The sequence below is a fragment of the Pseudomonas sp. NPDC087612 genome (assembly GCF_044743505.1).
Taxonomy (GTDB): Bacteria; Pseudomonadota; Gammaproteobacteria; order Pseudomonadales; family Pseudomonadaceae; genus Aquipseudomonas.
The window spans coordinates 290530-317396 of the sequence record NZ_JBIUWO010000008.1; the positions used below are offsets into that span (position 1 = coordinate 290530).

The following is a 26867-nucleotide window of genomic DNA, read 5'->3' on the forward strand; positions in this document are numbered from 1 at the left end:
ATGCCTTGTTGCACTGGCGCTATTGACAGACAATGGCGGTTTTTTGCGCGATACGGCGGCGTCTGCCGGGAGACAGCATGACAGTGGAACGGGTAGAGCGACTGCTGGCCCAGGTGCAGGACCAGTACGGCACCATCAGCGTGCTGGAAGTCGACGACTATCGCTTTCTCGAATTTGGCGAGGCGATCGAGCAGAGTTGCGTGTTCACCGCCGACCCGAGCTGGCTGGAGTACGACTACACCCGTGCCATGCTGATCGGCGCGCTGGCTCACGCCGAGCCCGAGAGCGCGTTGTTCCTGGGGCTCGGTGCCGGCACCCTGACCCAGGCCTGCCTGAAGTTCCTGCCGCTGGAAGACGTCGAAGCCATCGAGTTGCGCCCGGATGTACCGCGCCTGGCCATCGAGTACATGGGCCTGGATGACGACCCGCGCCTGTACATTCGTATCGGCGATGCCATGGAGCTGCTGGAGACGGCCGAATCCGCCGACCTGATCTTCGTCGACCTCTACACCGACCACGGCCCGGGGGTCGCGCACCTGGCCTGGAGTTTTCTGGAAAACTGCCAGAAGCGCCTGAACCCTGGTGGCTGGCTGGTGATCAACCAGTGGGCCAGCGACGACGGCAAGCCGTTGGGTGCGGCGCTGCTGCGCGGCCTTTATCATCGCCACTATTGGGAATTGCCGGTCAAGGAGGGCAATGTGATCCTCATGGTCCCGGCTGACCTCGACCAGCAGCTCGATCTGCCGGGCCTGACCGCGCGGGCCGAGGCGCTGGCGCCGCAACTGGGCTACTCGTTGCAACCGCTGATCGGTGCGATTCGCCCGGCGTCCTGAGGCGCGTCACTGTGTCACTGGCGGAAAATCGATTCAGCCGCCAGTGTCGTCCACTTTCCGGGCCCGCCGTTACGTGGCCTGGCGCTGGCGTGTTTCATGAAAAAAATCTCCCGTGAATGGCGAATTCAGGTATAGTACGCGCCGGTCTTTCACCGGACCTCGTTTAAGGTGTGCAATTCCCCGAAGCCAGCTTCGGCTGCGCGTCCGCACTGCGGACTCTCCTTGACGTTCCTTTTTTTCTTCAATCGTTTTCGCAAATCCCCGCCGACAAAGCTGCCAGGGTGACCTTCGGGTCTTACAAGGCATGTGCAGCTTTGGAGCATGGGTCTTTGCGGATGCACTTAGAGGCAGACCCATGACCCAGGAAACCGGCGGCTTCGCCGCTCTCGAACTTCATCCGAGCATTGTTGCTGCAGTGCTGGCTACCGGCTACGAAGAGCCGTCCGCCATTCAGCAGCAATCGATCCCGATTATTCTCGCTGGTCACGACATGATCGGTCAGGCGCAGACCGGCACCGGTAAAACCGCTGCCTTCGCTCTGCCAATCCTGCACCGCATCGACCCGAGCAAGCGCGAGCCGCAAGCCCTGATCCTGGCGCCAACCCGTGAGTTGGCGCTGCAAGTAGCCACCGCTTTTGAAACCTACGCCAAGCAAATGCCGGGCGTAACCGTGGTGGCCGTATACGGTGGTGCCCCGATGGGCCCACAACTGAAAGCTATCCGTAACGGCGCGCAAATCGTCGTTGCTACCCCGGGCCGTCTGTGCGACCACCTGCGTCGCGACGAGAAAGTCCTGGCAACCGTCAACCACCTGGTGCTCGACGAAGCCGACGAAATGCTCAAGCTGGGCTTCATGGATGACCTCGAAGTGATCTTCAAGGCCATGCCGGAAAGCCGTCAGACCGTACTGTTCTCGGCCACCCTGCCTGCATCCATCCGTGCCATCGCCGAGCGCCACCTGCGCGAGCCGAAGCACGTCAAGATCCAGAGCAAGACCCAGACCGTTACCGCTATCGAACAAGCCCACCTGATGGTCCACGCCGACCAGAAGGTTTCTGCTGTCCTGCGTTTGCTGGAAGTGGAAGAGTTCGACGCGCTGATCGCCTTCGTGCGTACCAAGCAAGCCACCCTGGACCTGGCCAGCGCCCTCGAAGCCAAAGGCTACAAAGCCGCTGCGCTGAACGGTGACATTGCCCAGAACCAGCGTGAGCGCGTCATCGACTCGCTCAAAGATGGCCGCCTGGACATCGTCGTCGCTACCGACGTCGCTGCCCGTGGTCTGGACGTACCGCGCATCACTCACGTGTTCAACGTCGACATGCCGTACGACCCGGAGTCCTACGTTCACCGTATCGGCCGTACCGGCCGTGCCGGTCGCGAAGGCCGTGCGCTGCTGCTGGTTACCCCGCGCGAGCGTCGCATGCTGCAGGTGATCGAGCGTGTTACCGGTCAGAAGGTTGCTGAAGTTCGCCTGCCGAACGCCCAGGCCGTTCTCGATGCGCGCATCAAGAAGCTGACCAACAGCCTGGCGCCGCTGGTTGCTGACGCTGAGTCGACCCACGGTGATCTGCTTGATCGCCTGACCGCCGACATCGGTTGCAGCCCGCGTGCCCTGGCCGCTGCCCTGCTGCGCAAGGCTACCAACGGTCAGGCCCTGACCCTGGAAGCGGTCGAGAAAGAGCAGCCGCTGGTTCCGACCTACACCCCGCGTGAGCGCACTGGCGATCGTCCAGAGCGTGGCGAGCGTGAGCGTCGTGCACCCATGCCGCTGGGCGAAGGTCGTGCGCGTTGCCGTACCGCGCTGGGCGCGCGTGACGGTATCGCTGCCAAGAACCTGCTGGGCGCGATCCTCAACGAAGGCGGCCTGGCCCGCGAAGCGATCGGCCGCATCCAGGTGCGCGACAGCTTCAGCCTGGTCGAGCTGCCGGAGGAAGGTCTGGAGCGTCTGCTGACCAAGCTCAAGGACACTCGTGTTGCCGGCAAGCAGCTGAAGCTGCGCCGCTACCGCGAAGACTGATCCGCGAGCGATAAAAAAATCCCCGACTGGTTCGGGGATTTTTTTTGGCCTATGCACACTGGCCCTGTGGGAGCCGGGCTTGCCGGCGATCGAGCGCGAAGCGGTCGCAATGCTGATCAGTCGAACCGGTAAATATCCATCCCCAGCGCCCCCAGCGTAAACCCCTGATGGGCAATCCCGAATCGTCCGCCCGCACCCCGGGCGAAATACAGCGGCAACAGGTGCTCATCACTGGGATGATTGCGCACGGCAAACGGCGCCTGCTGGCGGTAGTCGTGCAAGGCGGGGGTGTCATCGGCTACCAGCTTGTCGATTATCCAGTCGCGAAACGCCAGGGCCCAGGGCTCGACGCTTTCCGGCCCAGCCTGCCAGTCGAGCTCGCGCAGGTTGTGGGTAATGCTCCCCGAGCCAATCAGCAGGATGTTGTCCTCGCGCAATTGCGCCAGCGCCTTGCCCACCTGCTCCTGCAACTGCGGGCCCATCTGACTTGGCAGAGACACCTGTACTACGGGGATGTCGGCTGCCGGGTACATCAGCGACAGCGGCACCCACACGCCATGATCAAGCGGGCGCTTGGGGTCGAGGCGCGCGGCTAGCCCGGCATCGCCCAGCAGGCCGATCAAGCGCTCGGCCAGTGCCGGCTCGCCAGGAGCGGGGTACTGCACGGCATACAGGGCGGCAGGAAAGCCACCGAAGTCATGCCAGGTTTCTGGTTGCGGGTGGCTGCTGACCCACAGCTCGCGGCTCTCCCAGTGCGCCGAGACCACCACGATGGCTTTGGGCCGCGGTAGCTCTGCGGCCAGGCGCGTCAGGGCCGGGCCGCTGGCACCGGGCTCGAGGGCGAGCATGGGCGAGCCGTGAGAAATAAACAGGCTGGGCAGCATGGAAAGGGTCCTGGCGGTTAAGATGGGCCCATCTTCCGGCAGATCATTGATCTGATTCCAATATAAGTTTTCGCATAATCTGATCGAATAATTCGAGGTATGCCATGCAGGCAGAGTTCTGGCACAAGCGTTGGGCAGATAACCAGATCGGCTTTCACCAGCGCCAGGTCAACGGCGACCTGCAACAGTACTGGCCCAGCCTGGGCCTGGCGCCTGGCAGCAAGGTGCTGGTGCCGTTGTGTGGCAAAAGCCTCGACCTGGCCTGGCTGGCCGGGCAGGGCCATCAGGTGCTCGGCATCGAGCTGTCCCAGCGGGCGGTGGAGGATTTCTTCAACGAACAGCGGTTGACGCCCGAAGTCGGCCAGCGGGGCGCGTTCAAGACCTATCGCAGTGGCAACCTGCAGCTGTGGTGTGGTGATTTCTTCGCCCTGAGCGCCGAGGATATCGCCGACTGCACCGCGCTGTATGACCGGGCCGCAGTGATTGCCTTGCCGCCTGCGTTGCGCCAGCGCTATGCCGCGCTGCTCAGTGGCTATCTGGGGTCCGGGTGTCGGGGGCTGGTGATCACCCTGGATTACGACCAGGCCCTGCTGCCGGGCCCGCCCTTTGCGGTGGTTGATGCCCAGGTGCGGCAACTGTTCGCTGACTGGCAGCCGCATGAGCTTGAGGCGCGGGATATTCTCGCCGAGAGCCCGAAGTTCGTTCAGGCCGGGGTGCCGATGCTATTTGAGCGGGTGTACCGCCTGCAGCGCTGAAATGCAAAAGGGCGACCGAAGTCGCCCTTTTTTATTGCTGCTACCGATCAGCCGCGACGGCGCAGGGCTTCGATGCGCTCTTCCAGCGGCGGGTGGCTCATTAGCAGGCCGGCCAGGCCCTGCTTGAGGCCGCCGTTGATGCCGAAGGCGTTGAGGGTGTCGGGCATGTGCACCGGCACACCTTGTTCCGAGCGCAGGCGCTGCAGGGCGCCGATCATCGCGTTGGTGCCGGCCAGGCGGGCGCCGGCTTCGTCGGCGCGGAACTCGCGTTTGCGCGAGAACCACATGACGATGATGCTGGCCAGGATGCCCAGTACCAGTTCGGCGACGATGGTCGCGATGTAGTAGGCGATACCCTGGCCTTCTTCGTTCTTGAAGATCACCTTGTCGACGAAGTTGCCGATGATGCGGGCAAAGAACATCACGAAGGTGTTGACCACGCCTTGCACCAGGGCAAGGGTGACCATGTCGCCGTTGGCCACGTGGCCGATCTCGTGAGCCAGTACGGCGCGCACTTCATCGGGCGAGAAGCGCTCGAGCAGGCCCTGGCTGACCGCTACCAGGGCGTCGTTGCGGTTCCAGCCGGTGGCGAAGGCGTTGGCCTCGTAGGCCGGAAAGATACCCACTTCGGGCATCTTGATGCCGGCTTCGCGGGACAGTTCCTCGACGGTCTGCAGCAGCCATTGTTCGTGGCGGGTGCGCGGTTGGCTGATGATCTGGGTGCCGGTGCTCATCTTCGCCATCCACTTGGAGATGAACAGCGAGATCAGCGAGCCGGCAAAACCGAACACCGCGCAGAAAATCAGCAGCTGGTCGAGTTTGAGGTCAACCCCGTTGGCCGCCATGAACCCGTTGAAGCCAAACAGGCTCAGGGTAATGCTGGCAATCAGCACAACCGCGAGGTTGGTGGCCACAAACAGTAAGATGCGCATCATGGTTGTTACGTTCTCCTGACGGATAAAAGTGTCACGTATGCGGGGTATATAAGGTGCGCGCTGCAGTGATTCAACCGGGCGACTATTTCAAACTGTGTACTTGCCTTTATTACAGACGAATTCCAGCAACCCGCACGCCAGAGCGGCGGGTGATGTAAGGGCTGAATGCTGGGTCTGAAAGGTCTGCGCCGAGGGCGGCGCAGACGTTTCCATATGCGCAGTAGGTTACTGCTGATATGTCTTCAGGAAGTTTCCGATGCGGCCAATGGCCTGCTCGAGGTCGTCGACCCGTGGCAGGGTCACGACGCGGAAGTGATCCGGCCACGGCCAGTTGAAGGCAGTGCCCTGGACGATCAGCAGCTTTTCCGACAGCAGCAGGTCGAGGACGAACTTCTCGTCGTTGTGGATCGGGCAGACTTTCGGGTCGATGCGCGGGAACGCATACAGCGCGCCCATCGGCTTGACGCAGCTGACCCCGGGGATGCTGTTGAGCAGCTCCCAGGTGCGGTTGCGCTGCTCAAGCAGGCGGCCTTGTGGCAGTACCAGGTCGTTGATGCTCTGGTAGCCGCCCAGGGCGGTCTGGATCGCGTGCTGGCTCGGCACGTTGGCACACAGGCGCATGTTGGCCAGCATGTCGATGCCTTCGATGTAGCTCATGGCGTGATGCTTGGGCCCGGAGATGGCCAGCCAGCCGGAGCGGAAGCCCGCCACCCGGTAGGACTTGGACAGGCCGTTGAAGGTCAGGCAGAGCAGGTCCGGGGCCAGCGAGGCGGTGCTGATGTGCACGGCTTCGTCATAGAGGATCTTGTCGTAGATCTCGTCGGAGAACACCACCAGGTTGTGCTGGCGGGCCAGCTCGAGCATGCCCAGCAGCAGTTCGCGCGAGTACACCGCGCCGGTCGGGTTGTTCGGGTTGATGATCACCAGGGCCTTGGTGTTGGAGGTGATCTTGGCCTTGATGTCGTCCAGGTCCGGGAACCAGTCGGCCTGCTCGTCGCACAGGTAGTGCACCGGGTTGCCGCCGGCCAGGCTCACCGCGGCGGTCCACAGCGGGTAGTCCGGGGCCGGGATCAGCACTTCGTCGCCATTGTTGAGCAGCGCCTGCATCGACATCACGATCAGCTCGGAGACGCCGTTGCCCAGGTAGATGTCTTCGATACCGACACCTTCTACCTGTTTTTGCTGGTAGTACTGCATCACCGCCTTGCGCGCGCTGAACAGGCCCTTGGAGTCGCTGTAACCCTGGGCGGTCGGCAGGTTGCGGATCACATCCTGGAGGATCTCGTCCGGCGCCTCGAAACCAAAGGGCGCCGGGTTGCCGATGTTCAGCTTGAGGATGCGATGGCCTTCCTCTTCCAGGCGTTTGGCGTGCTTGAGCACCGGGCCGCGAATGTCATAGCAGACATTGGCGAGCTTGTTCGATTTGCTGACCTGCATGATGTGATCCCGATTAGAAAAGATCGCCGCGCATTGCGCTGTGAAAACGTTTGAAATGCGTATGACGCGGGTGCCAGACTGATGTCTGATGAGGCGCAATAATATACGTGCCGCCCGCCCTGTGGAAAAGCCATGGCGCGGGGTTTTTGGACAGATGAGGCCTGATGATGGAAAAACTCGCGAAAACCCTTGAAGAATGGCGCGCCATGCTCGACCCCGAGCAGTACAACGTGTGCCGCCTGAAGGGCACCGAGCGGCCGTTCAGCGGCAAATACAACGGCACCAAGACCGACGGCGTCTACCATTGCATCTGCTGCAACGAGCCGCTGTTCGATTCGAGCAGCAAATTTGATTCCGGGTGCGGCTGGCCTAGCTTCTATGAGCCGATTGCCGACAGCGCGATGATCGAAATTCGCGATACCTCCCACGGCATGATTCGTACCGAAGTCACCTGCGCCAAGTGCGACGCCCACCTGGGCCACGTATTTCCCGACGGTCCGCCGCCGACCGGGCTACGCTACTGCATCAACTCGGTCTGCCTGGACCTGGTGCCACGCTGACAAAGGAGCAAGGTCATGGCCGACGCAATGCTGAAGATTCCCTGCATTACCCTGACCGGTGAGCAAAAAGCCCTGGCCGATTACCCGGCCAAGGCAGTACTGGTGGTCAACACCGCCAGCCAGTGCGGATTTACCCCGCAATACAAGGGCCTGGAGCAGCTCTGGCAACGTTACCGCGAGCAGGGGTTGGTGGTGCTGGGCTTTCCCTGCAACCAGTTCGGCAAGCAGGAGCCGGGCGATGCGAGCGAGATTGCGCAGTTCTGCGAGCTCAAGTTTGGGGTCAGCTTCCCGTTGTTTCGCAAAATCGAAGTCAACGGCGCCGGAGCCCATCCGCTGTTCGTCGAGCTGAAAAAGCGCGCCCCAGGGCTGTTCGGCTCCGAAGGCATCAAGTGGAACTTCACCAAGTTCCTGCTCGACCCGGCCACCGGCAAGGTCACCCGCTATGCTCCAAGCACCAAGCCAGACGCCTTGGCCGGTTCGATCGAGAAACTGCTCAGGTAGCCGTCAACGGCACCCAGTGATCGATCAGCGCCAGCAATTCCTCGCGGCGAAACGGCTTGGCCAGGTAGTCGCTCATCCCCGCAGCCCGGCAGCGTTCGCGCTCTTCGGGCATGGCGTTGGCGGTCAGGGCGACGATCGGCAGGTCCGGCCAGCGCCCGCTCTGGCGGATCCGCCGGCTGGCCTCATAGCCGTCCATCACCGGCATGTTGCAGTCCATCAGCACCAGGTCGAAGGGTGACTGCTCCAGCTGTTCGAGGGCGTCGGCGCCATGGGCGGCGACGCTGACCTCACAGCCGAGCTTGGCCAGCATACCCTTGGCCACCAACTGGTTCACCGGGTTGTCCTCGACCAGCAGGATGCGTGCACGGCGTTCGCTGTGCGAGGCGCCGCCAAGCGGTGACTGGTTGATGTGGTCGGCGCCGTGCAGGGTGCGCCGCAGTGTCTGATACAGGGCGTTGCGGGCCAGCGGTCGGGCCTGCTGCTGCAAGGGCGCCAGGTGCGCGGCCTGTTCGCCGGGCAGGAAATTGCCATAGGCGGTAACCAGCAGGATTGGCGCACTGATCTGCGGACGCAAACTGAACAGGCAATCCAGGTCGTCGGTGATCAGCAGGTCCGGGGTCGCGTCCTTGAGTTGCTCTGGCGTGTCGTAGCGCTGGTAGTCCAGGCCCCAGCCGGGCAGCAGTGTCTGCAGCAGTTCGGCCAGGCCGCTGCTGGCATTGCTGATGGCCGCAACGCTGCCATGCAAAGGTTGCGCGGGCACCGCCGCGGTATGGCTGGGCAATGGCAGCTCGGCGCTGAACTGGCTGCCGAAGCCGGCTTCGGAACTGATGCTCAGGCGCCCTTGCATGGCTTCGCAGAGGTTATTGGTCAGCGCCAGGCCCAGGCCGGTACCGCCGTATTGGCGGGTGATACCGGCGCCGGCCTGGGTGAAGGGCTGAAAGATCCTTACCTGGGCTTCGCTGGGGATGCCGATGCCGGTGTCGCAGACATCCAGGCGAACGCCGCCGGCGTAGCTGCAAAGGCGCACATCGACACGGCCAAAGCGAGTGAACTTCAAGGCGTTGGACAGCAGGTTGCTGACAATCTGCCGTACCCGTGTCGGGTCGCCGAGCACCATCGAGGGAAACTGCGGGTCGATCAGGCAGGTCAGCTCGACACTGGGCGCGGCGTTCTGCGACAGCAGGTTGGCGGTGTCTTCGACCAGCGCGCCGAGGTCGAAGGGAATGCGTTCAAGCTCCAGTTGCCCGGCATCGAACTTGGACAGGTCGAGAATATCGTTGAGCAGCTCGACCAGAACCTTGCCCGAGTCGTGGGCAATCGACAGCTGCTGGCGCTGCTCGGCATTGAGCGGGCTGTCCAGTGACAGCGCGATCATCCCCAGCAGGCCATTGAGCGGGGTGCGAATCTCGTGGCTCATGTTGGCCAGAAAGGCCGCGCGTGCCTGGGCCATGTCCAGGGCGCGGCGCCGGGCGTCTTCGAGTTCTTCGTTGGACTGGCTGAGGCGAGTGTTGCTGGCCTTGAGCTCGTTGGTGCGCGCCGAGACGATGTTCTCCAGCTCGTTGAGGTAGTCGGTCAGGCGGTTTTCGGCGTTGCGCCGCTGCTGGATCTCGGTGGCCATGCTGACGAACTGCTGGTTGGCGACCTTGACCAGCACGCCGATTTCGTCCTGCTCGTGGCCGGGTGGAAACGACAGTTTGGACTGCGCCGGGTTGCGCGAATCACTGTTGCTCAGGGCGCTGATCACCCGCACTAGCGGCTGGGTCAGCATGATGTAGAACAGGCCGAGAAGAATCCCGGTCAGGACCAGGCTGCGCACAAAGCCATTGAGCAGGGTGACTTCGGCGCGCTTGAGAAAGCGGCTGCCAAAGGCAAAGGTATCGACGTCCAGGTACAGGGTGCCGAGGTATTCGTCGGGCATATGGCTGAGAAACAGCTGGTCGCGAAACTGGCGCGATTCGCCGAAGAGGAAATCGCTGATCAGCCGGTAGCTGCTTTCCTGGCGTGGGCGCTGAACATCGGCGAGGACGGTGTCGTTGTTGTCGATCAGCCAGGCGCGGGTGATCGCCGGCGATTGCAGCAGCCCGCGGGTCAGTTCCTGGGCCAGTTCGGCATCGATGTTATAGGCGATGCGCGAAGCCGGGTTATGGCTGATTTGCAGCAGCGCCTGCATCTCGCGGTTGATGGAGGCGTCTTCACTGGCATAATCGATACCGATCTGGATGAGACTGAGCAATGTACCCAGGATGAAGCCGACCAGGACCGTCAGCCGGGCTTGCTTGTAGGACAGGCGATTGGTGAACTTGATATCCATGAGTCCCGAGCCAGTTTCACGTTCCGTGCGCTGCGCAAGCATAGCCGATCAGTCCCGGCTGCTGGCACGCCCTGTCACACATTCAGCTGTGCTTTTGTCCTTGCATCTGTCTTGAGGAATTCTTGTGGACTCACGTTTGAATGCTTTTCTGGAGCGCGCCGAAACCGTACTTGCGCGCCTTGAGCCCCTGTTGCCGGCGCCACGCCCGAGCATCGACTGGTCGCAATGCCTGGCTGCGCGCTGGCAGCGCGATGGTCGCAGCGGCTACCTGCTGCCGCTGCAGGTCAGCCTCGACATGCGCCTGTCCGACCTGATCGGCGTCGACCAGCAGCGCGAGCAACTGGGGCGCAACACCCGCCAGTTTCTCGATGGCATGCCGGCCAACCACGCATTGCTGTGGGGCTCGCGCGGTACCGGCAAGTCGTCGCTGGTGCGCGCACTGCTGGCCGAGCATGCCGAAGCCGGCCTGCGCCTGATCGAAATCGAGCGCGATCACCTGGCCGACCTGCCGCGGGTGGTCGAGCAACTGCAGAAACTGCCGCAACGCTTCGTGTTGTTTTGCGATGACCTCTCGTTCGAAGCCGGGGAGGGCGACTACCGGGTGCTCAAGAGCGTACTCGACGGCTCGCTCGAACAGGCGCCGGATAACGTGCTGCTGTATGCCACCTCGAACCGCCGCCACCTGGTGCCGGAAAAACAGAGCGACAACGAAAACTGGAAGATGGTCGACGGCGAGCTGCATCCCAACGAAGCGGTGGAGGACAAAATTGCCCTGTCTGACCGCTTCGGCCTGTGGCTGTCGTTCTACCCCTTCACCCAGGAGCATTTCCTCAATGTGGTCGAGCACTGGATTACCCAGCTGGCGCAGAGCGCTGGCCTGGCCTGGCGCCGCGACGAGGAGCTGGACATTCTCGCCGTGCGCTGGGCAACCGGTCGCGGCAACCGTAACGGCCGTTGTGCCTACCAGTTCGCCCGTTACTGGGTGGGACTGAAACTGTTGGAGCAAAAATCATGATCGACCTCAACGCTACCGGCGCCGGCCTCGAAGGCTACGGTCTGCTGGCGGCACAACTGGAAGCCCTGCTGGCCGATGAGCGTGACTTCATCGCCAACGCCGCGCAGTTTTCGGCGTTTCTCTACAGTCAGGTCGAAGACCTGAACTGGGCCGGCTTCTACCTCAATCGCAACGAGCAACTGCTGCTGGGGCCATTCCAGGGGCAGGTGGCCTGCGTGCGCATCCCGTTCGGGCGTGGTGTGTGCGGCGCGGCTGCGGCCAGCCGGGAAACCCAGCGGGTGGAAGATGTGCACGCGTTTCCCGGGCACATTGCCTGCGACAGTGCATCGAACAGCGAGCTGGTGATTCCGCTGGTAAAGGATGGCCGGTTGATTGGCGTGCTGGACCTCGACAGCCCTAAGCTTGCACGTTTCAGTGAAGGGGATCAGGCGGGGCTGGAGCGTTTGGCAGGGATTTTCCTGCGACTGACCGATTGCTGACGAGCGCTTTGCACTCGATCGCTGGCAAGGCCAGCTCTCACAGGTCTTGTATGTAGCGAACCTTGTGGGAGCCGGCCTTGCCGGCGATTGGGTCAATTAGAACTCAGTCGTAGATGACCTTTTTCTTCCAGTCTTCGGTGGTGTCGGTCTTCAGGCCTTCGGTCAGGGCGTTGGTTTCGTCCTCGGCCGGTTCCAGCTGGCTCAACACCTGGGCATTGGCGCGGGCCAGCAGCTTCTCCATGTATTCCAGTTGTTCGCGGTAAATCACCGGGTCAGGCTGCTTGCGCAGGTATTGCACGCCACGCTCGAAGGCCAGGCGCGCGTGCCCCGGCTGGTTCTGTTGCAGCGCCTGCTGGCCGAGGTTGTTGAAGAACTCGATGTGCAGCAGCACCAGGATGTGGCGAATTTCCTTGACCCAGTACTTGGCCTCGTTGGTCGGCAGGAAGCCTTCCTGGGCGGCGCGGGTGATCTGGTTGTGCATGCCTTCCAGCAAAAAACGCACATCCTTGGCCCGGGCTTCGGTCTGGATCGGCATCGGCGGGTTGTTCACCGGCAGTGCTTCACCTTTGGCAATCAGCCCTTCGAGTTCGGCGATCCGTGCGCGAATATCGCGGCTGTGCTTGTCCAGGGCCAACTGGCGCTGGTTGAGGTTGAGTTCCAGGCGGGTCAACAGCAACTTGAGGGCCGGGGTCATCAACTGGCCAGGAAAGGTTTCGGTGATTTCGCCACAACGGCGCAAACGTTCGGCCAGCTCGATCTTCAGCCGGGCACGCTCGAGCTTGTTGTTCTCGACCACGTTGTTCAGGTAGCCGATCACGATCAATAACGCGATCCCCGCTACTATAAGCAGGGTGATCAGAAGTGGTGTCACCGTTAACGCCTCATACAGGATGATTTACTGTTTGAGTGTAGTGGCTAAGCTTTTAGCCGGATAGAGCTGTTTGGCGGTTGCCCGGGGGCGATTGATGGCCTTTTGCTGGTAGATCACCGTGGCTGCTGGGCCGAAGGCGGGTAGGGCGTCAGAAAATAATCGTCAAGCCTCAGGCGCGCGTTGCCCTGGCGCAAGGCTGCAAAGCGCCGGGAAGTCATTGATTTAAATAAATTTATACAGAGGGGTTGACGGCTTATCAAAGCATCCCTAGAATGCGCGCCACTTGCAGCGTAAAGCACACAGCGGAACGCGGCAGGGAGTGAATGTTGTAGCGTGTCCCCTTCGTCTAGTGGCCTAGGACACCGCCCTTTCACGGCGGTAACAGGGGTTCGAGTCCCCTAGGGGACGCCAATGCGGGAATAGCTCAGTTGGTAGAGCACGACCTTGCCAAGGTCGGGGTCGCGAGTTCGAGTCTCGTTTCCCGCTCCAGTTTACAAAGGCTTTGCTTAACGGCAGGGCTTGTAAAAACCCAGCGTCAGATCTTTATGGTTTGAGTTGGTAACTGAAGCATGCATTGCATGTTTCGGGCGTCGTCCCCTTCGTCTAGTGGCCTAGGACACCGCCCTTTCACGGCGGTAACAGGGGTTCGAGTCCCCTAGGGGACGCCATTTTTGCGGGAATAGCTCAGTTGGTAGAGCACGACCTTGCCAAGGTCGGGGTCGCGAGTTCGAGTCTCGTTTCCCGCTCCAAATATGGTGCTCCAGCGTTTGATAACGCTGTAGTGATGGAACAAGGGCGTCAGTGCTTGTTCTTGCCGGTCCGGCCGGTCGCTACAAATTTGCGGGAATAGCTCAGTTGGTAGAGCACGACCTTGCCAAGGTCGGGGTCGCGAGTTCGAGTCTCGTTTCCCGCTCCAAATAAAGAAACGCCGTTCGTTTGAACGGCGTTTTTTTTCGTCTCGATTTTATCCGCTGTCTGCGTGCGGCAGGGCTGTTGTCAGCCCTGCGCAGCTTCATCGCTTAATGCTTGCTGTCGTCGTCCGACATGCTCAGCAGCTGTTTTTCCTGGTTCCAGTCGAAGGGTTCATCATTCTGCTCGGCCTCGAAGCGGCGCTCTTCCAGTTCCTGGTACATGTCCAGTTCGTTCTCCGGCATGAAGTGCAGGCAGTCGCCGCCAAAGAACCACAGCAGGTCGCGCGGTACCAGGTGCGCGACCTGTGGATAACGCTGGATGACCTGGCACATCAGGTCCTGGCCAAGATAGGTGCTTTCCGGGTCGACGGGCAGTTGCAGCATCAGATCGTCGAAGCGCTCCAGAAACAACGCGTGGCTTTCTTCCGGCACCTGCTCGGCTTCGCCCAGGGCAACCAGGATGGTGCGCAGGTGGGTGAGCAGGGCGAGATGGTATTCCAGGCGATCGGTAGCCATGCAGGCAGTCCTCTTGAGCAAAAACGGGCGCGGGAGTATACGGCTCTCGGCGCCCGATGTCCCGGCCCTTAGCGAATCTTGCCGTCGGCCGGTAGCAGTTGCTCCTTGTCGAAGGCATCGACATCGATCACCCGCCGGCGTGCCGACTCAGCGGCATGCAGGCTTTGCGCTTCACTGGCTTGCAGCACGCCAGCGTGCAGCGCCGCGTCGATAATCGACTCGCCTGGCGCAGGGTCAACCTGGCCACTCTTGACGGCCTGGTGCAGTTTTTTACGCAGCGGCGCGCCGGCGCTGAGTAAATCGCAGGCCTGTTGCAGGGCGGCAACCGGATCGCCGTCCGTTTGCGGCCGATAACAACCGGCAAGCAGCTCCTCCAGCGCCGGGTCACCCTTGGCGCGGCCGATCAGTTCGGCAATCTCCGCGTCCAGTTCGTCGCTGGGCCCGGTATGCCGGCGGCCGAAGGGGAACACCACCAGGCGCAGGGCGCGACCGAGCAAGCGGTTGGGGAAGTTGTCGAGCAAGCGGTCCAGGGCTTTTTCGGCTTGGCCAAGGCTCTCCTCCAGGGCCCAACGCAGCAGCGGTTGCAGGTACTCGGGCGAATTCAGGTCGTGGTAACGCTTGAGCGCCGCCGAGCTGAGGTACAAATGACTGAGCACATCGCCCAGGCGCGCCGACAAACGCTCGCGACGCTTGAGTTCGCCGCCCAGGAGCATCATGCACAGGTCGGCGAGCAAGGCGAACGCCGCCGCCTGGCGATTGAGGGCGCGGAAGTAACCTTGGCTTAACGCGTCGCCCGGGACTTTCTCGAAATGGCCCAGGCCCAGGCCGAGCACCAAGGTACTGGCGGCGTTACCGACGGCAAAACCAATATGCTGCATCAGCAGGTGATCGAACTCCTTGAGCGCCTGGTCGTGGTCTTCGCGACCGGCCAGGGCCATTTCCTTGAGTACGAACGGATGGCAGCGAATCGCCCCCTGGCCGAAGATCATCAGGTTGCGCGAGAGGATGTTGGCGCCCTCGACGGTGATGAAGATCGGCGCGCCTTGCCAGTTGCGTCCCAGGTAGTTGTTCGGGCCCATGATGATGCCCTTGCCGCCGTGCACGTCCATGGCGTGCTGGATGCATTCGCGCCCGCGCTCGGTGAGGTGGTACTTGAGAATCGCCGACAGCACCGAGGGTTTTTCGCCCAGGTCCACGGCCTTGGCGGTGAGCAGTCGCGCACTGTCCATCAGGAAGGCGTTGCCGCCAATGCGCGCGAGAGATTCCTGGATACCTTCGAAGGCCGCCAGCGGCACGTTGAACTGCTCACGAATCTGCGCGTACTGGCCGGTCACCAGGCTGGTGTACTTGGCTGCACCAGTGCCCACGGCTGGCAAGGAAATCGAGCGGCCCACCGACAGGCAGTTCATCAGCATCATCCAGCCCTTGCCGAGCATGTCCTGGCCGCCGATGAGAAAGGCCAGCGGCACGAACACATCTTTGCCGCTGTTGGGGCCGTTCATGAACGCCGCGCCCAGGGGCAGGTGACGCTTGCCGATTTCGACGCCGGGGGTGTCGGTGGGAATCAGCGCGAGACTAATGCCCAGTTCTTCTTTATCACCCAGCAGGTGTTCGGGGTCGTAGGCCTTGAAGGCAAGGCCAAGCAGGGTCGCGACCGGTCCGAGGGTGATGTAGCGCTTTTCCCAATTCAGGCGCAGGCCGATGACTTCCTCGCCTTGCCACTGGCCTTTGCAGATGATCCCGGTGTCGGGCATGGCGCCAGCATCGGAGCCGGCCAGCGGACCGGTGAGGGCGAAGCAGGGGATTTCGTCGCCGCGGGCCAGGCGCGGCAGGTAGTGATTGCGCTGCTCGTCGGTGCCGTAGTGCAGCAGCAGTTCGGCCGGGCCGAGGGAGTTGGGCACCATCACGGTGGAAGCAAGGTCGCCGCTGCGGGTCGCCAGCTTCATTGCCACCTGCGAGTGGGCGTAGGCCGAAAAGCCCTTGCCGCCGTACTCCTTGGGAATGATCAGGGCGAAGAAGCCGTGGCTCTTGATGTGCTCCCAGGCCGCGGGGGGCAAATCCAGGTCCTGGCCAATTTGCCAGTCGCTGACCATGGCGCAGAGTTCTTCGGTGGGGCCGTCGATAAAGGCTTGTTCTTCTTCAGTGAGTTCGGCCTTGGAGTAGCCGAGCAGGGTGTTCCAGTCCGGTCGGCCGCTGAACAGCTCGCCGTCCCACCACACGGTGCCGGCGTCGATGGCTTCGCGTTCGGTCTGCGACATTGGCGGCAAGGTGCGCTGGAACCAGCCGAACAGGGGCGCGGTGAGCACTTTGCGGCGCAGGTCGGGGAGCAGCAGGGGCGCGGCGACGGCGGCCAGTAGCAGCCAGAAAGTCGTCAGCAGCCAGCCTGGGGCGTGGCTGAAAATGCCCATCGCCAGCAGGTACAGGGCAACGATGCCCAACGCCGGCAAGGCGGCGATGCGACGGTGGGCCAGGTAAGCCACGCCGATCACCAGGACCACTAACCACAACAGCAACATAGGAATTCCTCCGTGAAACATCGGGGCATTTCGCCATCCATCGAAGCTTAGACCGCATCGGCTAAACGGCTTGTCTGAACAGTGACAGGACATGACCTCAGGAGTTCGCCTGCACGCCAAACGATTGCCAGCGCGAGCGCCTGGAGTAGACTGGGCGACCAGCCAAATCATCAGGGAAACGACATGCTCAAGATCTGGGGCAGGAAGAATTCGTCGAATGTCAGGAAAGCACTGTGGTGCGCCGCAGAGCTTGGTCTGGAGTATGAGTCGATCGATGCCGGTGGCGCCTTCGGCCTGGTCAACGAGCCGCAGTACCGGGCGCTGAACCCCAACGGCCTGGTGCCGATGATCGAGGACGACGGCCTGGTGCTGTGGGAGTCCAATGCCATTGTGCGCTACCTGTCGGCGCAGTACGGCTGCGAGTCGGGCTGGTATGAGCAGGATGCACGCAAGCGTGCCGAGGCCGACAAGTGGATGGACTGGGTTACTTCCTCCCTGGCCACGCCGTTCCGGCCGTTGTTCTGGGGCATCCTGCGCACGCCTGCCGATCAGCAGGACTGGGTGGCAATCAATGCCGCACACAAGACCTGCGCGCAGTTGCTGTCGATTGCCGACCAGGCCCTGGCGCGCCAGCCGTATTTGTCTGGCGACAAGCTGGGCATGGGCGATATCCCCCTGGGCTGCTTTGCCTACGCCTGGTTCGAGATGCCCATCGAGCGCCCCGAGATGCGCCACCTGCGCGCCTGGTATGAGCGCCTGCAAGAGCGTCCGGCCTATCAGGCGGCGGTGATGACGGCGCTGACCTGATCGACTGTTACCGGGAAAGTGCGGTCAAGCTGATAGTTAATATCGATACACATGACTGTACTTGTCTGGTCTGCACAAGCACCATGCTCCTATTCACTGCGGCTGGCCTCGCCCGGCCGCGTCTAGAACCTTCCACACTGGTACGCGACCCGCTATGAGTTCTGCTCTGTCCATAAGGCAGCTAACCAAAACCTACGGCAACGGTTTACAGGCCCTAAAGGGCATTGACCTGGATGTCGCCGAAGGTGACTTCTTCGCCTTGCTCGGCCCCAACGGCGCCGGCAAATCCACCACCATCGGCATCCTCTCGACCCTGGTCAACAAGACCAGCGGCAGCGTCAACATCTTTGGTCACGACCTCGATCGCCAGCCCGCCGCGCTCAAGCGCTGCATCGGCGTGGTGCCGCAGGAGTTCAACTTCAACCAGTTTGAAAAGACCTTCGACATTGTCGTCACCCAGGCCGGTTACTACGGTATCCCGGCCAAGGTCGCCAAGGAGCGGGCCGAGCAGTACCTGACCCAGTTGGGCCTGTGGGACAAGCGCGATGTGCCGTCGCGCTCGCTGTCGGGCGGCATGAAACGCCGCCTGATGATCGCCCGCGCGCTGATCCACGAGCCGCGCCTGCTGATCCTCGACGAGCCGACCGCGGGTGTGGATATCGAGCTGCGCCGGTCGATGTGGAGCTTTTTGACCGAGCTCAACCAGAAAGGCATCACCATCATCCTCACCACCCATTACCTGGAAGAGGCTGAGCAGTTGTGCCGTCACATCGGCATCATCGACCACGGCACCATCGTCGAGAACACCAGCATGCGCGCCTTGCTGAGCAAGCTGCATGTCGAGACCTTCCTGCTCGACCTCAAGCAGGACCTGCCCCAGGCGCCAAACCTGGTCGGCTATCCGTGTCGCTTGATCACCCCGCACACCCTGGAAGTGCAAGTTGACAAGGAAGTGGGCATTACTGCGCTGTTCGGCCAGCTGGCGCTGCAGAACATCGAGGTGCAGAGCCTGCGCAACAAGACCAATCGTCTCGAGGAGCTGTTCGTGTCCCTGGTTGAGAAAAACCTGGCAAAGGTGGCGGTATGAGTTCGGAACTGAGCGCCAACCTGGTCGCCCTCAATACCATCGTCTACCGCGAAGTACGCCGTTTTACCCGGATCTGGCCGCAGACCCTGCTGCCCCCGGCGATCACCATGGTTTTGTACTTCGTGATTTTCGGTAACCTGATCGGCCGGCAGATCGGCGACATGGGCGGCTTCACCTACATGGAGTACATCGTCCCGGGGCTGATCATGATGTCGGTGATCACCAACTCCTACGGCAACGTGGTCTCGAGCTTCTTCGGCAGCAAGTTCCAGCGTTCGATCGAGGAACTGATGGTGTCGCCGGTGTCGCCGCATACCATCCTCGTCGGCTACACCCTGGGCGGCGTGTTGCGCGGCTTGGCGGTAGGGGTGATCGTCACCTTGCTGTCGCTGTTCTTCACCGACCTGCAGGTTCATCACCTGGGCGTGACCATTGTCGTGGTGCTGCTGACGGCGACAATCTTCTCGCTGCTGGGCTTCATCAACGCCGTGTTCGCCCGCAACTTCGATGACATCTCGATCATCCCGACCTTCGTGTTGACGCCGCTGACCTACCTGGGCGGGGTGTTCTACTCGATTACCCTGTTGCCGCCGTTCTGGCAGACCGTGTCGATGGCCAACCCGGTATTGCACATGGTCAACTCGTTCCGCTACGGCATTCTCGGCGTGTCGGACATCCGCATCGGCGTCGCCATCAGCTTCATGCTGGTCGCCACGGCAGTGCTGTATATCGGCTGCGCGCGGTTACTGGTCAGTGGGCGAGGAATGCGCACCTGATTGTTTGACCTTGCGCCGGCGCCACTGCCTGCCGACCCACCAGCGCCAGTAGAGCATGGTCAGGCAGTAGGCGAGGGCGCCGAGCAGCACGCCACACACCACTGAGCCGAGCAGGAACGGCTGCCACAGGGTCGACAGCTGGTCGGTGATCCACTCGAAGGTCAGTTCTTCAGGCAGGGTGCGTGGTGGGATCTGCATCAGCCAGGCGCCCATCTGGTAGGTGCAGAAGAACACCGGCGGCATGGTGATCGGGTTGGTCAGCCACACCAGGCTGACCGCGATCGGCATGTTGCCGCGGACCATGATCGCCAGGCTTGCGGCCAGCAGCATTTGCATCGGAATCGGAATGAAAGCGGCGAACAGGCCGACAGCCATGGCGCGCGCAACCGAATGCCGGTTGAGGTGCCAGAGGTTGGGGTCGTGCAACAGCCGGCCGAGAAAGCGTAAGGATTTGTGTTCCCTGATGCTGGTCGGATCGGGCATGTAGCGTTTGAAGAGACGACGCGGCATGTGGGGTCTCGGCAATCTGAAGGGTGCCAGTATGCACGGATTCTAAAAGTGCCTTATTCAGACTTTGTGACAATTATTTAGCGAGCGGTTGCCGTCACTGATCTAAGCCTCAGGGGGTGGTTTACTTCTGGAGCTTCACGCTTATGCGCACAGGGATGTTGGCGCTTGCACTCGGGCTGCTCAGCCTCGGGTTCCTGCCGGCTTTGCCGCCCGTCTGGACACTTGTCCTGCTGACAGTTGCCGGGCTTTGCTGCCTGCCTACGCGGCTGTGGCCCGCCGGGCTGTTTCTGCTGGGCTTGAGCTGGGCGTGCGTCTCAGCGCAGTGGGCGTTGGATGAGCGTCTGGCGGCGCAGTTCGATGGCCGTACCCTGTGGATAGAAGGCCGGGTTACTGGCTTGCCGGAGCAGGGCGCGCGCTCGGTGAGGTTCGAGTTGAGCGATGCCGAGTCGCGCCGGGGGCAATTGCCAAGGCGCATGCAGCTCAGCTGGTTTGGCGGCCCGGCGGTCAATAGCGGTGAGTACTGGCGTTTGGCAGTCAGCCTCAAGCGCCCCGCAGGCTTGCTCAATCCTCACGGCCCGGACCAGGAGGCCAGTTTGTTGGCCCGGCGTATCGGCGCCACCGGTAGCGTCAAGGCCGGCGAGCGGCCGCTGCCGGCAACGGCGGCCTGGCGGGATGATCTGCGCCAGCGCTTGCTCAGCGTTGATGCCCAGGGCCGGGAGGCGGCGCTGGTGGCCTTGATACTCGGCGATGGCGGCGCTTTGGCGCGTCAGGACTGGCAAGCGCTGCAGGCCACCGGCACGGTGCACTTGCTGGTGATTTCCGGCCAGCATATTGGCCTGTTGGCCGGGCTGGTATACGCCTTGATTGCCGGGCTGGCGCGCCTGGGCTGGTGGCCGCAACGGCTACCCTGGCTGCCTTGGGCCTGTGCGCTGGCCTTTGCCGCAGCACTGGCCTATGGCTTGCTGGCCGGGTTTCAGGTGCCGGTGCAGCGCGCCTGCATGATGATGGCCATGGTGCTGCTCTGGCGCCTGCGCTTTCGTCACCTGGGTGTCGGGCTGCCGTTGTTGCTGGCGCTCGATGCAGTGCTGCTGTGGGAACCATTGGCCAGCTTGCAGCCGGGCTTCTGGCTGTCGTTCATGGCCGTGGCCATTCTGATCTTCACCTTCAGCGGCCGCCTTGGCGCCTGGAACCCCTGGCTGGCCTGGAGTCGCGCCCAGTGGTTGATCGCCATCGGCTTGCTGCCGGTGCTGCTGGCGCAAGGTTTGCCGGTGAGCCTGACGGCGCCGCTGATCAATCTGCTGGCAGTGCCGTGGATCAGCCTTGCGGTGTTGCCAATGGCGTTGCTCGGCACCGTGTTGCTGCCGGTGCCGCTTCTGGGGGAAGGCTTGCTGTGGCTTGCCGGTGGCCTGCTCGACGGCTTGTTTCGCTTGCTGGCGCATGTGGCGGTTTGGCAACCGGCCTGGATCCCAGAACCATTGCCGTTCTGGGCCTGGTTGCTGGTGTGCCTGGGGGCATTGCTGCTGTTGTTGCCGCGCGGCATACCGATGCGGGTGCTGGGCTGGCCATTGTTGCTGTTGGCGGTGTTTGCGCCCCGAGAGCGCGTGCCGCAGGGGCAGGTAGAGGTCTGGCAGCTGGATGTCGGCCAGGGGCTGGCCTTTGTGCTGCGCACCCGGCACCACGCCATGTTGTATGACGCCGGCCCGGCCATGGGCGATTTCGATCTGGGCGAGCGGGTAGTGCTTCCCAGCTTGCGCAAGCTGGGGGTAAGCAAGCTCGACCTGATGTTGCTCAGCCACGCCGACGCCGATCACGCCGGGGGCGCCCGCGCCGTGCAGCGCGGTTTGCCGGTGCTGCGGGTGCAGGCTGGTGAGGCTGCGGCCTTGCCTGAAGTGCTGCAAGCGCAGCCGTGCAGCAGCGGCGAACGCTGGCAGTGGGACGGGGTGAGTTTTTCACTGTGGCAGTGGCAGGATGCTGGCGACAGCAACCAGGATTCCTGTGTGCTGCTGGTCGAGGCAAATGGCGAAAAACTGCTGCTCACCGGCGATCTCGATGCCCGCGGCGAACGGGCTTGGGCGCGGGACTGGCAGGCGACCACAGTCGACTGGTTGCAATCGCCCCATCACGGCAGTCGCAGCTCCTCCAGCGAGGCCTTGTTAAAGGCTACTACCCCGCGCGGCGTGCTGATTTCGCGCGGGCGCTACAACGCCTTCGGGCATCCGCATCCGGAGGTCATGGCGCGCTATCGGACGCACGGTATTCAGGCCTATGACAATGTCGACCACGGTGCCTTGCGCCTGCGCCTGGGTGTGTTCGGCGAGCCTGAGGGGTTGCGTGCCCAGCGGCGTTTCTGGCGTGAACCGAGATGACGACCTTCGGCAGATGAGCCCCCTGGGGTCCTATGGTAAAGTGGCGGACTTTTTCGAGGGGATGCTTACTGTGTGGGAATTGGTCAAGTCCGGTGGCTGGATGATGCTGCCGATCATTCTGAGTTCCATCGCTGCCATGGCGATCGTCGCCGAGCGTCTCTGGACCTTGCGCGCCAGCCGGGTCACGCCACCGCACCTGCTGGGCCAGGTGTGGATGTGGATCAAGGACAAACAGCTCACCAGTGACAAGCTCAAGGCCCTGCGCGCCGATTCGCCGCTGGGCGAGATCCTTGCCGCAGGCCTGGCCAACTCGCGCCATGGCCGCGAAATCATGAAGGAATGCATCGAAGAGGCCGCAGCGCGTGTCATTCACGAGCTGGAGCGCTACATCAACGCCCTGGGCACCATCGCCGCCATGGCGCCGCTGCTGGGCTTGCTCGGCACCGTGCTGGGCATGATCGACATCTTCAGCGCCTTCATGGGTACCGGCATGACCACCAATGCCGCAGTGCTCGCCGGCGGTATCTCCAAGGCACTGATCACCACCGCGGCCGGCCTGATGGTCGGTATTCCGTCGGTGTTCTTCCACCGTTTCCTGCAGCGTCGTATCGACGAGCTGGTGGTCGGTATGGAGCAGGAAGCGATCAAGCTGGTCGAAGTGGTGCAGGGCGACCGTGATGTCGACCTGGCCGAGGGCAAGGCGTGAAATTCCGGCGCAAGCCACGGGAGACCGTGGACATCAACCTGGCCTCGCTGATCGACGTGGTGTTCATCCTGCTGCTGTTTTTCGTGGTCACCACCACCTTCACTCGCGAAACCCAGTTGCGTGTCGAGCTGCCGGAGTCGGTCAGCGGCGCGCCGGCACCGGATTCGGAGCTCAAGCAACTGGACATCACCATCAGCGCCGACGGCGTCTATTCGGTGAACAACCACCTGTTGCCCAAGAGCGACCTGGCGACCCTCATTGAAGCCCTGCAGCAGGAATCCGCAGGGGACACCAAACTGCCGTTGTCGATCAGCGCCGACGGCAAGACCCCGCACCAGGCGGTGGTGACTGCCATGGATGCGGCCGGCAAGCTCGGTTTCAGCCAGTTGCGCATGACCACGGTCGAGGCGGCTCAGGGGACGCCCTGATGGCCTTTGCCGATCGTCTGCTCGATGCCTGGTACGCCGGGCATCCGGCCCTGGCGCTGCTGCGTCCGCTCGAAGCCCTCTATCGTCGCGTGGTGCTGGGCAAGCGCGCGCGCTTTCTCAGTGGCGAGAGCCCCAGCTACCGCGCGCCGGTGCCGGTCATCGTGGTGGGCAACATCACCGTCGGCGGCACCGGCAAGACACCGATGATCCTCTGGTTGATCGAGCATTGCCGCCAGCAGGGCCTGCGTGTCGGCGTGGTCAGCCGTGGCTATGGCGCCAGGCCGCCACAGTTGCCGTGGCGCGTGCGTGCCGAGCAAAGCGCGGCTGAGGCGGGTGATGAACCTTTGCTGATCGTCCAGCGCAGCGGCGTGCCGCTGATGATCGACCCGGACCGTTCGCGTGCGGTTCAGGCATTGCTGGCCAGCGAGCCGTTGGACCTGATCCTGTGTGACGACGGCATGCAACATTACCGCCTGGCCCGCGACCTGGAGCTGGTGTTGATCGATGCCGCCCGTGGCCTGGGTAACCGCCGCTGCCTGCCGGCCGGCCCCCTGCGCGAGCCGGTGGAACGCCTGCAGGACGTCGACGCGGTGCTTTACAACGGCGCCACGACCGACCGCGAAGACGGTTTTGCCTTTGCCCTGCAACCTACTGCACTGGTCAACCTGCGCAGTGGCGAGCGCCGTGGCCTCGACTTCTTTGAGCCAGGTCAGGCCGTGCACGCGGTGGCCGGCATTGGCAACCCGCAACGTTTCTTCAATACCTTGCAGGGGCTAAACTGGCGACCTGTGCCACACCCTTTTGCCGATCATGCCCAATACAGCGCCCAGGCCCTGAGCTTCAGCCCTGCGCTGCCCCTGGTCATGACCGAGAAGGACGCGGTCAAATGCCGCGCCTTCGCTGCCGACGACTGGTGGTACCTTGCGGTCGATGCTGTGCCTTCGCCGGCCTTCAAGGCCTGGTTCGACACACAGCTTGCACGCTTGCTGCCCGGGTCGCGGCCCTCCTGATTCGTTTCTTTTTCCGGCCACTGGCCTGAGGAATTTCCATGGACACCAAACTGCTCGATATCCTTGCCTGCCCGATCTGCAAGGGCCCGCTCAAGCTCAGCGCCGACAAGACCGAGCTGATCAGCAAGGGCGCGGGTCTGGCCTATCCGATCCGCGACGGTATCCCGGTGATGCTCGAAAGCGAAGCCCGTACCCTGACCGATGACGAGCGTCTGGACAAATGAGCCTGGCCTTTACCGTTGTGATTCCGGCGCGGCTGCGTTCCACGCGCTTGCCCGGCAAGCCGTTGCTGCCGATTGCCGGCAAGCCGATGATCCAGCACGTCTGGGAACAGGCTCGCAAAAGCAGCGCCAACCGTGTGGTAATCGCCACCGACGACGCGGGTATCTTCAAGGCCTGCGAGGCCTTTGGCGCTGAAGTGCTGATGACCCGCGAAGACCATGACTCCGGTACCGACCGCCTGGCTGAAGTCGCCGCCAAGCTGGGCCTGGCTGCCGATGCCATCGTGGTCAACGTGCAGGGTGACGAGCCGCTGATTCCGCCGGTGATCATCGATCAGGTGGCGGCCAACCTGGCGGCCCATCCCGAGGCCGGCATCGCCACCCTGGCCGAGCCGATCAGTGACGTCGAAGCGCTGTTCAATCCCAATGCGGTCAAGGTGGTCAGCGATTGCAATGGCCTGGCCCTGACGTTCAGCCGCGCACCGTTGCCCTGGGCGCGGGATGCCTTTGCCCAGAACCGTGAGCAGATGCCGCAAGGCGTGCCGTACCGTCGCCACATCGGCATGTACGCCTATCGCGCCGGCTTCTTGCAGGACTTCGTCGCCTGGGGCCCGTGCTGGCTGGAGAAGGCCGAATCGCTGGAGCAACTGCGGGCGCTCTGGCATGGCGTGCGTATTCACGTCGCCGATGCCATCGATGCGCCGCCCGTGGGCGTCGATACCCCTGAAGACCTGGAGCGCGTACGGCGCTTGCTGGAGGCCTGATGCGGGTTCTGTTCGTGTGCCTGGGCAATATCTGCCGCTCGCCTACCGCCGAAGGCGTGCTGCGTCAGCAATTGCGCGCCGAAGGCCTGGCCGAACTGGTCGAAGTGGCGTCGGCTGGCACTGGCGACTGGCATGTCGGCAAGCAGCCTGATGCGCGCACCTGCCGCACCGCGCGCATTCGTGGCTATGACTTATCGCAGCAGCGTGCGCAGCAAATCAAGGCCGCGCACTTCAATGACTACGACCTGATCCTGGCCATGGACAAGAGCAATCTTGGCCATCTGCAGGCCATGCGCCCGGCCACGGCCAAAGCCGAGCTGGACCTGTTCCTGCGCCGCTATGACGGCGCGCTGGATGAGGTGCCGGATCCTTACTACGGCGCCGAGGAGGATTTCGAACAGGTCCTCGACCTGATCGAAATCGCCTGCAGCCGTTTGGTCACCGAACTCAAGGGTCGTCTATGAGCGGGCAGTGGCAGCAACAAGTTTCGCTCAAGCCATTTAACACCTTCGGTATCGACGTTAAGGCCCAGTTTTTCACTGAAGCCCACAACGACGAAGAGGCTCGTCAGGCCTTGGCCCAGGCGGCTGATCAGGGAGTACCGGTGCTGGTGGTGGGAGGCGGTAGCAACTTGTTGCTGACTGCCGATATCCAGGCGCTGGTGCTGCGCATGGCCAGCCGTGGCCTGCGCATCTTGTCTGACGATGGTGAGCGGGTGGTGGTCGAGGCCGAAGCTGGCGAACCCTGGCACCCGTTTGTGCAATGGAGTCTGGCCCAAGGCCTGGCCGGGCTTGAGAACCTCAGCCTGATTCCGGGCACGGTCGGCGCCGCGCCGATGCAGAACATTGGCGCCTATGGCGTCGAGATCAAGGACGTGTTCGCCGGGCTCACCGCACTGGATCGCCAGACGGGCAAGCTGCGCGACTTCAGCCTGCAAGAGTGCGCCTTCGCCTACCGCGACAGCCTGTTCAAGCGCAATCCTGGGCGCTGGTTGATCCTGCGGGTGCGCTTTGCCTTGAGCCGGCTCATGCATGCCCACCTGGATTACGGTCCGGTGCGCCAGCGCCTGAACGAGCAAGGCATCAGCCAGCCGACTGCGCAAAATGTCAGTGATGCGATTTGCAGCATCCGCCGGGAAAAACTGCCTGACCCGGTCGAGCTGGGCAATGCCGGAAGTTTCTTCAAGAACCCGGTGGTGGCAGCTGTGCTGGCCGACAAGATTCGTTTGCAGTATCCGGGGCTGGTGGCTTATCCACAGGCTGATGGCCAGTTCAAGCTGGCTGCCGGCTGGCTGATCGAACAGGCGGGCTGGAAGGGCCATCGCGAAGGCGATGCCGGGGTGCACCGATTGCAGTCGCTGGTGCTGGTCAACTATGGCCAGGCCACCGGTGTGCAGTTGCATCAGCTGGCGCAGAAGATCCAGGCCGATATCCTCGAGCGTTTCGGGGTTGAGCTGGAGATGGAGCCAAACCTTTATTAACCGCTCCCAACGGCAATAAAAAAGGCTCTTCACGGAATCCCGGGTTGGGATGTTGAGGCTGCGAGTTTATCCATTTAGTGTGGGGCTGCTGCTGGCCCCTTCCGCCTTTACGGCGGCCTACTTTTCTCTTGGGAAGAAGTAGGCAAAACCGCTTGCTCCTGCATACGGCCC

At 62.6% G+C, this 26867-nt stretch carries 25 protein-coding genes, 5 tRNA genes and 1 pseudogene; 23 read left to right on the forward strand and 8 right to left on the reverse strand.

All coding sequences use genetic code 11. The annotated features are described in order from the left end of the window. The first annotated feature begins 77 nt into the window (after window positions 1-77). On the forward strand, window positions 78-833 hold the full coding sequence (locus tag ACIOVF_RS18670; protein WP_045195222.1) for a spermidine synthase: 756 nt from the start codon (window positions 78-80) through the stop codon (window positions 831-833). 321 nt (window positions 834-1154) lie between these two features. Beyond that, window positions 1155-2850 (forward strand): annotated as a pseudogene (locus ACIOVF_RS18675) (DEAD/DEAH box helicase). Between the two features lie 116 nt (window positions 2851-2966). Here ACIOVF_RS18675 and ACIOVF_RS18680 read toward each other — a convergent pair. Then, window positions 2967-3734, reverse strand: coding sequence for a DODA-type extradiol aromatic ring-opening family dioxygenase (locus ACIOVF_RS18680; protein WP_401291388.1), 768 nt, complete (start codon window positions 3732-3734; stop codon window positions 2967-2969). Window positions 3735-3838: 104 nt separating this feature from the next. Here ACIOVF_RS18680 and ACIOVF_RS18685 point away from each other — a divergent pair, with 104 nt between their 5' ends. After that, window positions 3839-4489 carry a thiopurine S-methyltransferase gene (locus ACIOVF_RS18685; protein WP_401291391.1) on the forward strand — a complete coding sequence of 217 codons (651 nt, stop codon included), beginning with the start codon at window positions 3839-3841 and terminating at the stop codon, window positions 4487-4489. A gap of 47 nt (window positions 4490-4536) precedes the next feature. Here ACIOVF_RS18685 and htpX read toward each other — a convergent pair whose 3' ends face one another. Next, entirely contained in the window at window positions 4537-5424 is an 888-nt protein-coding gene (gene htpX, locus ACIOVF_RS18690; protein WP_045195215.1) for a protease HtpX, read from the reverse strand. A gap of 225 nt (window positions 5425-5649) precedes the next feature. Beyond that, window positions 5650-6861 (reverse strand): pyridoxal phosphate-dependent aminotransferase, encoded by a 1212-nt coding sequence (locus tag ACIOVF_RS18695; protein ID WP_123567230.1) that lies wholly within the window; start codon window positions 6859-6861, stop codon window positions 5650-5652. A gap of 167 nt (window positions 6862-7028) precedes the next feature. On the opposite strand from ACIOVF_RS18695, the gene msrB reads away from it, so the two are divergent. Continuing rightward, window positions 7029-7421: a peptide-methionine (R)-S-oxide reductase MsrB gene (msrB, locus tag ACIOVF_RS18700; RefSeq protein ID WP_045195211.1), complete on the forward strand. Its 393-nt coding sequence runs from the start codon at window positions 7029-7031 to the stop codon at window positions 7419-7421. A 15-nt stretch (window positions 7422-7436) separates the two neighbouring features. After that, window positions 7437-7922: a glutathione peroxidase gene (locus tag ACIOVF_RS18705; protein ID WP_123567231.1), complete on the forward strand. Its 486-nt coding sequence runs from the start codon at window positions 7437-7439 to the stop codon at window positions 7920-7922. On the opposite strand, the gene ACIOVF_RS18710 is transcribed toward ACIOVF_RS18705, so the two are convergent. Continuing rightward, window positions 7915-10275 (reverse strand): response regulator, encoded by a 2361-nt coding sequence (locus ACIOVF_RS18710; RefSeq protein ID WP_093380552.1) that lies wholly within the window; start codon window positions 10273-10275, stop codon window positions 7915-7917. The two genes, ACIOVF_RS18705 and ACIOVF_RS18710, sit on opposite strands and share 8 nt — an antisense overlap. Before the next feature lie 82 nt (window positions 10276-10357). On the opposite strand from ACIOVF_RS18710, the gene ACIOVF_RS18715 reads away from it, so the two are divergent. Both ACIOVF_RS18715 and ACIOVF_RS18720 read left to right on the forward strand, forming a co-directional pair. After that, window positions 10358-11248: an ATP-binding protein gene (locus ACIOVF_RS18715; RefSeq protein WP_045195206.1), complete on the forward strand. Its 891-nt coding sequence runs from the start codon at window positions 10358-10360 to the stop codon at window positions 11246-11248. Then, a complete protein-coding gene (locus tag ACIOVF_RS18720) occupies window positions 11245-11727 on the forward strand; it encodes a GAF domain-containing protein (protein ID WP_401291398.1) in 483 nt (160 codons plus the stop codon). The genes ACIOVF_RS18715 and ACIOVF_RS18720 overlap by 4 nt, the downstream gene beginning before the upstream one ends. 103 nt (window positions 11728-11830) lie before the next feature. On the opposite strand, the gene ACIOVF_RS18725 is transcribed toward ACIOVF_RS18720, so the two are convergent. After that, window positions 11831-12598, reverse strand: coding sequence for a hypothetical protein (locus ACIOVF_RS18725; protein ID WP_045195204.1), 768 nt, complete (start codon window positions 12596-12598; stop codon window positions 11831-11833). Window positions 12599-12933: 335 nt separating this feature from the next. Here ACIOVF_RS18725 and ACIOVF_RS18730 point away from each other — a divergent pair. From ACIOVF_RS18730 to ACIOVF_RS18750, 5 genes are all read left to right on the forward strand, one after another. Further along, window positions 12934-13009, forward strand: a tRNA-Glu gene (locus tag ACIOVF_RS18730). 2 nt (window positions 13010-13011) lie between these two features. Next, window positions 13012-13087, forward strand: a tRNA-Gly gene (locus tag ACIOVF_RS18735). A gap of 103 nt (window positions 13088-13190) precedes the next feature. Beyond that, a tRNA-Glu gene (locus ACIOVF_RS18740) sits at window positions 13191-13266 on the forward strand. A gap of 5 nt (window positions 13267-13271) precedes the next feature. Further along, window positions 13272-13347 (forward strand) — tRNA-Gly (locus tag ACIOVF_RS18745). Window positions 13348-13438: 91 nt separating this feature from the next. Then, window positions 13439-13514: transfer RNA gene (locus ACIOVF_RS18750), tRNA-Gly, on the forward strand. Between the two features lie 103 nt (window positions 13515-13617). On the opposite strand, the gene ACIOVF_RS18755 is transcribed toward ACIOVF_RS18750, so the two are convergent. Continuing rightward, entirely contained in the window at window positions 13618-14025 is a 408-nt protein-coding gene (locus ACIOVF_RS18755; RefSeq protein WP_045195203.1) for a PA2817 family protein, read from the reverse strand. Between the two features lie 68 nt (window positions 14026-14093). Next, a complete protein-coding gene (locus ACIOVF_RS18760; protein WP_401291402.1) occupies window positions 14094-16541 on the reverse strand; it encodes an acyl-CoA dehydrogenase in 2448 nt (815 codons plus the stop codon). Between the two features lie 183 nt (window positions 16542-16724). Between ACIOVF_RS18760 and ACIOVF_RS18765 the strand changes: the two genes are divergently transcribed. From ACIOVF_RS18765 to ACIOVF_RS18775, 3 genes are all read left to right on the forward strand, one after another. Then, entirely contained in the window at window positions 16725-17348 is a 624-nt protein-coding gene (locus tag ACIOVF_RS18765) for a glutathione S-transferase (protein ID WP_401291405.1), read from the forward strand. Between the two features lie 154 nt (window positions 17349-17502). Continuing rightward, window positions 17503-18435: an ABC transporter ATP-binding protein gene (locus tag ACIOVF_RS18770; protein WP_401291408.1), complete on the forward strand. Its 933-nt coding sequence runs from the start codon at window positions 17503-17505 to the stop codon at window positions 18433-18435. Next, window positions 18432-19211, forward strand: coding sequence for an ABC transporter permease (locus ACIOVF_RS18775; protein WP_045195195.1), 780 nt, complete (start codon window positions 18432-18434; stop codon window positions 19209-19211). The genes ACIOVF_RS18770 and ACIOVF_RS18775 overlap by 4 nt, the downstream gene beginning before the upstream one ends. Here the strand turns inward: ACIOVF_RS18775 and ACIOVF_RS18780 are convergent. Next, window positions 19179-19721: a DUF2062 domain-containing protein gene (locus tag ACIOVF_RS18780; RefSeq protein WP_045195193.1), complete on the reverse strand. Its 543-nt coding sequence runs from the start codon at window positions 19719-19721 to the stop codon at window positions 19179-19181. The genes ACIOVF_RS18775 and ACIOVF_RS18780 overlap by 33 nt on opposite strands. Window positions 19722-19864: 143 nt before the next feature. Between ACIOVF_RS18780 and ACIOVF_RS18785 the strand changes: the two genes are divergently transcribed. The 8 genes from ACIOVF_RS18785 to murB all read left to right on the forward strand — a co-directional run bounded on the left by ACIOVF_RS18785 (window position 19865) and on the right by murB (window position 26696). Then, complete coding sequence (locus ACIOVF_RS18785; RefSeq protein ID WP_401291412.1) at window positions 19865-22087, forward strand: DNA internalization-related competence protein ComEC/Rec2; 2223 nt, start codon at window positions 19865-19867, stop codon at window positions 22085-22087. A gap of 70 nt (window positions 22088-22157) precedes the next feature. Continuing rightward, on the forward strand, window positions 22158-22793 hold the full coding sequence (locus tag ACIOVF_RS18790) for a MotA/TolQ/ExbB proton channel family protein (protein WP_176794233.1): 636 nt from the start codon (window positions 22158-22160) through the stop codon (window positions 22791-22793). Continuing rightward, complete coding sequence (locus tag ACIOVF_RS18795; protein WP_045195189.1) at window positions 22790-23221, forward strand: biopolymer transporter ExbD; 432 nt, start codon at window positions 22790-22792, stop codon at window positions 23219-23221. Before ACIOVF_RS18790 ends, ACIOVF_RS18795 begins: the two co-directional genes overlap by 4 nt. Further along, the gene (gene lpxK, locus ACIOVF_RS18800) at window positions 23221-24231 is read left to right on the forward strand and encodes a tetraacyldisaccharide 4'-kinase (RefSeq protein ID WP_093380565.1); all 1011 of its coding nucleotides are present in this window, start codon (window positions 23221-23223) and stop codon (window positions 24229-24231) included. The genes ACIOVF_RS18795 and lpxK overlap by 1 nt, the downstream gene beginning before the upstream one ends. 38 nt (window positions 24232-24269) lie before the next feature. After that, complete coding sequence (locus ACIOVF_RS18805; protein ID WP_038994143.1) at window positions 24270-24455, forward strand: Trm112 family protein; 186 nt, start codon at window positions 24270-24272, stop codon at window positions 24453-24455. After that, complete coding sequence (gene kdsB, locus ACIOVF_RS18810) at window positions 24452-25216, forward strand: 3-deoxy-manno-octulosonate cytidylyltransferase (protein ID WP_195884755.1); 765 nt, start codon at window positions 24452-24454, stop codon at window positions 25214-25216. Before ACIOVF_RS18805 ends, kdsB begins: the two co-directional genes overlap by 4 nt. Further along, complete coding sequence (locus ACIOVF_RS18815) at window positions 25216-25680, forward strand: low molecular weight protein-tyrosine-phosphatase (protein ID WP_195884754.1); 465 nt, start codon at window positions 25216-25218, stop codon at window positions 25678-25680. Before kdsB ends, ACIOVF_RS18815 begins: the two co-directional genes overlap by 1 nt. Further along, on the forward strand, window positions 25677-26696 hold the full coding sequence (gene murB / locus ACIOVF_RS18820) for a UDP-N-acetylmuramate dehydrogenase (RefSeq protein ID WP_045195180.1): 1020 nt from the start codon (window positions 25677-25679) through the stop codon (window positions 26694-26696). Before ACIOVF_RS18815 ends, murB begins: the two co-directional genes overlap by 4 nt. Window positions 26697-26867 lie beyond the last annotated feature (171 nt).